Source organism: Butyrivibrio sp. AE2005, from assembly GCF_000686965.1.
Classification (GTDB): domain Bacteria; phylum Bacillota; class Clostridia; order Lachnospirales; family Lachnospiraceae; genus Butyrivibrio; species Butyrivibrio hungatei_A.
Window position 1 is genome coordinate 204,119 of sequence record NZ_JMMD01000006.1, and the last position, 6,504, is coordinate 210,622.

At 43.0% G+C, this 6,504-nt stretch carries 3 protein-coding genes; all 3 read left to right on the plus strand.

What is annotated here, in order from left to right:
* The first annotated feature begins 134 nt into the window (after positions 1-134).
* The 3 genes from DL92_RS0107645 (at position 135) to DL92_RS0107655 (ending at position 6,062) form a co-directional block, all read left to right on the plus strand.
* Positions 135-2,486 (plus strand): glycoside hydrolase family 3 C-terminal domain-containing protein, encoded by a 2,352-nt coding sequence (locus DL92_RS0107645; protein WP_026656228.1) that lies wholly within the window; start codon positions 135-137, stop codon positions 2,484-2,486.
* A gap of 14 nt (positions 2,487-2,500) precedes the next feature.
* Positions 2,501-3,052, plus strand: coding sequence for a GtrA family protein (locus tag DL92_RS0107650; protein WP_026656227.1), 552 nt, complete (start codon positions 2,501-2,503; stop codon positions 3,050-3,052).
* Between the two features lie 76 nt (positions 3,053-3,128).
* Positions 3,129-6,062: a glycoside hydrolase family 3 protein gene (locus tag DL92_RS0107655; protein WP_026667339.1), complete on the plus strand. Its 2,934-nt coding sequence runs from the start codon at positions 3,129-3,131 to the stop codon at positions 6,060-6,062.
* The last annotated feature ends 442 nt before the right edge of the window (positions 6,063-6,504 follow it).

The window sequence follows — 6,504 nt, forward strand, 5'->3', positions numbered from 1 at the left end:
TGCGTGGTCTTCCAGTTTGTTCTTCTTTTTCATTTTTGCAAGTTATCACGAATAAATGACAAGTTATCCTTGCACAAACTCCATTAATAAAAATACATGCTATAACAAAATTACAGACAAGGAGGTAAGCTTTTTTGAACGCAAGAGATATTATTTCAAAGCTCTCTTTATTAGAGAAAGCAGCATTATTAGGCGGAAAGAACGAGTGGGAATCAAGAGATATTCCCCGCCTTGATATACAGTCCATTACATTCGCGGATGGACCTCACGGTCTTAGAAGACAGGAAGGCGCAGGAGATCACTTGGGACTTAATGCATCACTTCCTGCAACTTGCTTTCCGACAGCAGCAACTGTAGCAAACAGCTGGGATGAAAAACTTGGTGAAGAAATCGGACAGGCACTCGGCGAAGAGGCCGTAGCACAGAAGGTAGACGTTCTCTTAGGACCGGGGCTTAACATGAAGCGCTCACCGCTTTGCGGACGAAACTTTGAATACTTTTCAGAAGATCCGATACTTGCTGGCAAGATGGCAGCTGCGTATGTTCGAGGAATACAGAGTAAAAACATTTATTCCTGCCCAAAGCACTTTGCGGTTAACTCAAGAGAATATCGCCGAATGGCAATGAATGCTGTGGTGGATGAGAGAACCTTACGTGAAATATATCTGACTGCATTCGAGATAGCGGTAAAAGAGGGCGGAGCCAAAGCAATCATGTCGGCATACAACGAGGTAAACGGTGAGTATGCCAATGAGAATAAACATCTTTTGGTAGAAATTCTCAGAGAGGAATGGGGCTTCGACGGACTTGTGGTAACGGATTGGGGCGCAAGTAACGACCATGTTGAAGGCGTTAAGTGCAGATCAAATGTGGAGATGCCTAATCCGGGACTTGATTCGGCAAGAGAGCTGATAAAGGCAGTTAAGGAAGGACTCATCACTGAAGAAGAGATAGACACAGCAGTTCTTCCCGTTATCGAAGCAGCTTTACATGTAAAGGATAACGACCATACCAAAAAATTTGATGTTAAAGCACACCATGAACTTGCAAGGAAAGCGGCAGCAAATTCAGCAGTTCTTTTGAAAAATGACGAAGACATTCTTCCGCTTGAAGCAGGAACAAAAGTTGCACTTAGAGGGCCATTTGTTGATAAGCCCAGATATCAGGGATCGGGAAGTTCTCAGGTTAATTCGACCAAGGTTGAGAAGGTTTCCGAAGTTATCGGAAATTATAATCTTGAGGTTGTGGAGGATCCAAGAGATGCAGATGTAGTACTTTTCTTTTTCGGACTTGATGAGATCGCGGAGAGTGAAGGCGCTGACAGAATGACGATGGATATTCCCGAATATCAGGTAAAAGAGCTTAAGAAGCTGACAGCTCTTAATAAGAATATCGTCGGAGTCATGAGCGCAGGATCTGCAGTGAAGATGCCTTGGCTTGATAATCTGAAGGCACTTCTTCACGGATACCTTACAGGACAGGCAGGCGCAAGCGCATTACTTGATATTATAACGGGTAAAACTGTTCCGACAGGTAAGTTGTCTGAGTCATATCCGTTTTCTTATACAGATTGTTCGATAGTAAATTTCTCAGCGGATGATACGAGAAATCTTCAGTACAGAGAAGGTCCTTTTATCGGTTATCGTTACTATGATACCGCTGAAGTTGAAGTGCAGTTCCCGTTTGGCTTCGGATTATCTTATACAACATTTAAGTACAGTGATCTGAAGGTTACGGAAGACGGCGTATCATTTACGGTTACCAATACAGGAAAACGTGACGGCGCCGAGATTGCACAGTTATACATTGGAAAAAAGCATAGCGGACTTATACGTCCCAGAAAAGAGCTTAAAGGTTTTGCCAAAGTTTGGGTAAAAGCCGGTGAATCAAAGGAAGTTACGATTTCTTTTGACGATAAGACATTCCGTTACTTCTCGACAGTTTCAGGAAAATGGGAAGTAGAAGGCGGAGATTATCAGATATATGTAGGCGGAAATGTTAAAGACATCGCTCTTGAAGGAAGTATTTCAAGGGAAGGCACCATAGAGGAACTTCCATATGATATCAAGACACTTTCAAGATACAGGAACGGACAGGTACGAAACGTTCATTATGATGAATTTGAAAAGATATATGGAAGGGCACTTCCTGAAGAGAAGGTCGGACCGCTCGAAATAAACGATGCGCTCTGCCAGATGGATACAGCAAAGAGTCTTTTGTGCAGACTTATTTATAAGATCTTGGAAAAGAAATTGGAAAAGTCTTATGAAAAGGGCGTTCCGGATCTGAATACATTGTTTGTTTACAACATGCCGTTCAGAGCTATCTGCAAGATGTCCGGAGGAATGGTCTCACGAGATATGGTTGAGAGCATAGTAACTATCGCAAACGGTCATTTCTTCAGAGGACTTGGAGGCGTGATCGTCGGATTCTTCCGCAATTCAAGTGCAAACAAGAGATACGAAAAGAAACTTAAAAATATGTAATAGGAGATATGGGAATGAATCTTTGGAAGCGATTTGAAGAAAAAAATCCGAAGGTAGCCAAATGGGTGCGTGAAGGCGGATTATTCGTGATCGTCAGCAATCTGATCACTGTATTTAAGTATCTTTTGCTGACATTTCTCCCCGCGGCATTTGCTTTTATGGGAGATAAATCCTTTGGATGGCCGGGTATACCGCTTACTGTTGCAGGTGAAACTTTTAGCTGGAACATCTTGGGTTACGATCAGGCGCATGGAGGATTGGCTTATTTTACGGCATATATGATCGCGATGGTCATAGGAGAATGTATCAATTTTCCTATCCAGAAAGTGTTTGTATTCCGTAATCACGATAAGCCCGGAAAGCAGATTGCATGGTATGTCATGGCGTTTATTTTGATCACATGCATTGTAAATTCTATTAACTGCATCTGGGTAGCCGTGGCGGGCAAGTTTGTTGCTCCCTGGCTTTACAACATAGGAACCACAGTACTTAACGGAGGAGTTTCAATGATCGTATTTTTCTTTGTAAATAAGATCATATTCCCGGAAACTCCGAAGGAAGCATAATTTTTTCATCGATCCTAAGGACAAAGGTCCTTTAGATATTTTCTTTCATCTAAAGTAAAAGGAGGAGAAGAGAGAAATGTTAAACATCAACCCCGCGGACGTCATTGCCGTCCTTAAAACAATGATACCTCAGCTCGTGATTCTCGGTGTGGTATTATTGGCAGCAATCATCGCAACATTGACAGTTATAAAGAAGAAAGAGCCGGTACGCAAATTTGTGCGTAAGCAGGCATGGCTTGCATTCTTCCTTACAGTTGTCATCGTGATTTCCAACATTTTGCTTGTTCCCATGTATTCCATGGTGAATATGGCAATGGGTGGAGGAACTATTTCAGATGAAGCTATCGATGAGGCTAAGGCGCTCTGCACAGAGATAGCAGAAGAAGGCATCGTTATGCTTAAGAACGATGCATCTACACTTCCTCTTGCAGAAGGTAGTAAGGTAAACGTATTTGGATGGTCATCCACAAATCCTATTTACGGTGGTACAGGATCGGGAGCTCTTTCAGATGCTTATCCTACCGTAGATTTCCTTACAGGACTTACCGATGCAGGAATTGAGTACAATCAGGACCTTGTTGATTTCTACAAGGGCTGGAGAGATGCAAGACCTATAGTTGGAATGATCGGACAGGACTGGACAATTCCCGAGCCTATGGTTTCAGATTATGAGAATCTTATAACAGATGCAAAGAATTATTCAGATACAGCTATCTTGTTCATTGCTCGCTCAGGCGGTGAAGGTGCAGATCTTCCTACTTCTTATGATGGACCTGATACATTCTCAACAGAGGGACCTTTCGGAGCACTCGGTGTTCGCTTCTCAGATCAGAAGGACGATCTAGATGCTTCAAAGTCTTATCTTGAATTGTCAAACAGAGAAAAGACTCTTCTTGATAAGGTAACATCAACTTTTGATAAGGTTATACTTGTTGTAAATTCTGCAAATGCCATGGAGCTTGGCTTTGTAAAAGATTATTCACAGATTAAGTCAGTGCTTTACTGTCCCGGAACAGGTCAGACAGGTTTCGATGGTCTTGGGGAGATCATCGCAGGTAAGATCAATCCTTCCGGAAAGACTGCAGATATTTTCCTTGCAGATCTTATGAATACACCTACATCAAATAACTTTGGTGATTTCGATTACACAAACATGAACGAATTTGGCGTTGACAACATGTTCGCTGAGGGAGGAAAAGCCTTCCCTACATTCGTAAATTATGTAGAGGGTATCTACGTAGGATACAAATATTATGAGACTGCAGCCGCTGAAGCAGCTGCCGGAAACTTTGAATTTGATTATGATGCAAATGTAGTTTATCCGTTTGGATACGGACTTTCTTACACAACATTCACTCAGGAGATGGGTGAAATAAACAACGACGGTACAAACATTTCATTTGATGTTACCGTAACAAATACAGGTAACGTGGCAGGTAAGGATGTTGTTGAAGTATACTTCAATCCTCCTTATACAAATGGTGGAATCGAAAAGGCCGCAGCTAATCTGGTTGCTTTTGAAAAGACTGAGACTCTTGAGCCCGGTGCTTCAGCAACAGTTTCCATTTCTTTCCCTGTGGAAGATATGGCTTCATATGACACTTACGGACACGGATGCTATGTACTTGAGTCAGGAGATTATGAGATTTCCATCAACACTGATTCTCACAACAAGATTGCAGCAAAGACTGTAAATATCGGTGCAGAAGTTGTATACGATCAGAACAACAAACGTTCAACAGATCAGGTTGCTGCAACAAATCAGTTTGGATTTGCAGAAGGCGGTGTAACATACCTTTCTCGTGCAGACGGATTTAAGAACTATGCAGAAGCAACTGCAGCGCCCAAGTCATTTGAGCTTGCAGAAGAGTACAAAAAAGATTATGTAAACAACACAAATTATAATGAAGCTGATTACAATAACGAAGCAGACGCTATGCCTGCAACAGGTGCAAAGAATGGCATCAAGCTTGAACAGCTCAGAGGACTTGATTATGACGATCCTATGTGGGAGTCACTCCTTGATGAGATGAGTGTTGCAGAGATGAACACACTTATCGAGCTTGGCGGATATGAGACATCGGCAGTTGAGTCTATCGGAAAAGTTATGACTTATGACTGTGACGGCCCTGCATCTATCAACAACAACTTTACGCATCAGGGATCTATCGGATTCCCTGCAGCGGTAATGATCGCTTGCACATGGAATAAAGATATAGCTCACAGATTCGGTGCTTCTATCGGACGTATGGCTAACGATATGGATGTATCAGGTTGGTATGCACCTGCTACAAATACACACAGATCTGCTTTTGCAGGACGTAACTTTGAGTATTACTCAGAGGACGGAGTGCTTGCAGGCTGGATGTGCGCAAATGCAGTACAGGGCGCACGTGAGTGGGGCGTATACTCATACGTTAAGCACTTTGCTACAAACGATCAGGAGACGAACCGTACGGGACTTCTCTGCACATGGCTTAATGAGCAGTCTCTCCGTGAGATTTACCTTAAGTCTTTCGAGATCGCATTTAAGAACGGTAATCCCGGTGCAACAATGGTAGCTTTCAACAACATAGGTATTGAACCTGCCGAGGCTTGCTCTGCACTCCTTAACACAGTTCTTCGTGGTGAGTGGGGTTTCCGTGGATTTGCTGAAACAGATTATTTCGGTGGATACGGATATCAGGATGCCGATCGTATGATCAGAAACGGCTGCGATCTGATGCTTGCAACATACTCAACACCGGAGTCAACTGTTACAGATCAGACAAGTGCAACATCGCTTAACGCTATGAGAACTGCATCAAAGAACATTTTGTACACTGTTGTAAACAGCCGTGCTTATGATAAAGCAGTTAATACAGGACTTCCTACATGGGTTAAGATTCTCTACGGAGTAGACGTTCTTCTTATCGCATGTATCGGATTCCTTGAGTATCGTGCAGTTAAGGCATATTTCGCAAAGAAGAAGGAAGAAGAGCCTGCAGTTGAACAGCAGACACAAGAATAAATTGCATACACACCTCTCTTTCAAAATAAAAAATAATCGAGGAAACTCCCCGTTGGTATATGCCGGCGGGGAGTTTTCGTTTGGAGTGCGCCTAGCGGCGCACGTTTCTAACGGGTTAAAGTCCCGAATCCACCTGGTAGTGGGAAGGATATAGCCGAAGGCAAGGGTGTCCATCGTGAGATGGAATCTGAAGGAAGCTGGATATGAGGAACATACTAACTCATGGGCAAATCTCTGGTCTGACGAACAGAAATCTCATATAAGGTTATGCATGAGGGTGAGGCTGCTCCACAAGTCGAAGCCCAATAACTACACGGAATCATGCATGATAAATGAGGCAGATAGATGGAGAGGAAGAAACGTGTGGTACCTAGGGAGATCTGTTGCGATATGCCTTGAAAGAGGTAACCATTACCAAAAGTAATGCTGAACGCACAGAAGT

Coding starts and splice junctions, on each gene's coding strand:
- DL92_RS0107650 (WP_026656227.1), top strand. CDS start 2,501: ATGAATCTTTGGAAGCGATTTGAAGAAAAAAATCCGAAGGTAGCCAAA.
- DL92_RS0107655 (WP_026667339.1), top strand. CDS start 3,129: ATGTTAAACATCAACCCCGCGGACGTCATTGCCGTCCTTAAAACAATG.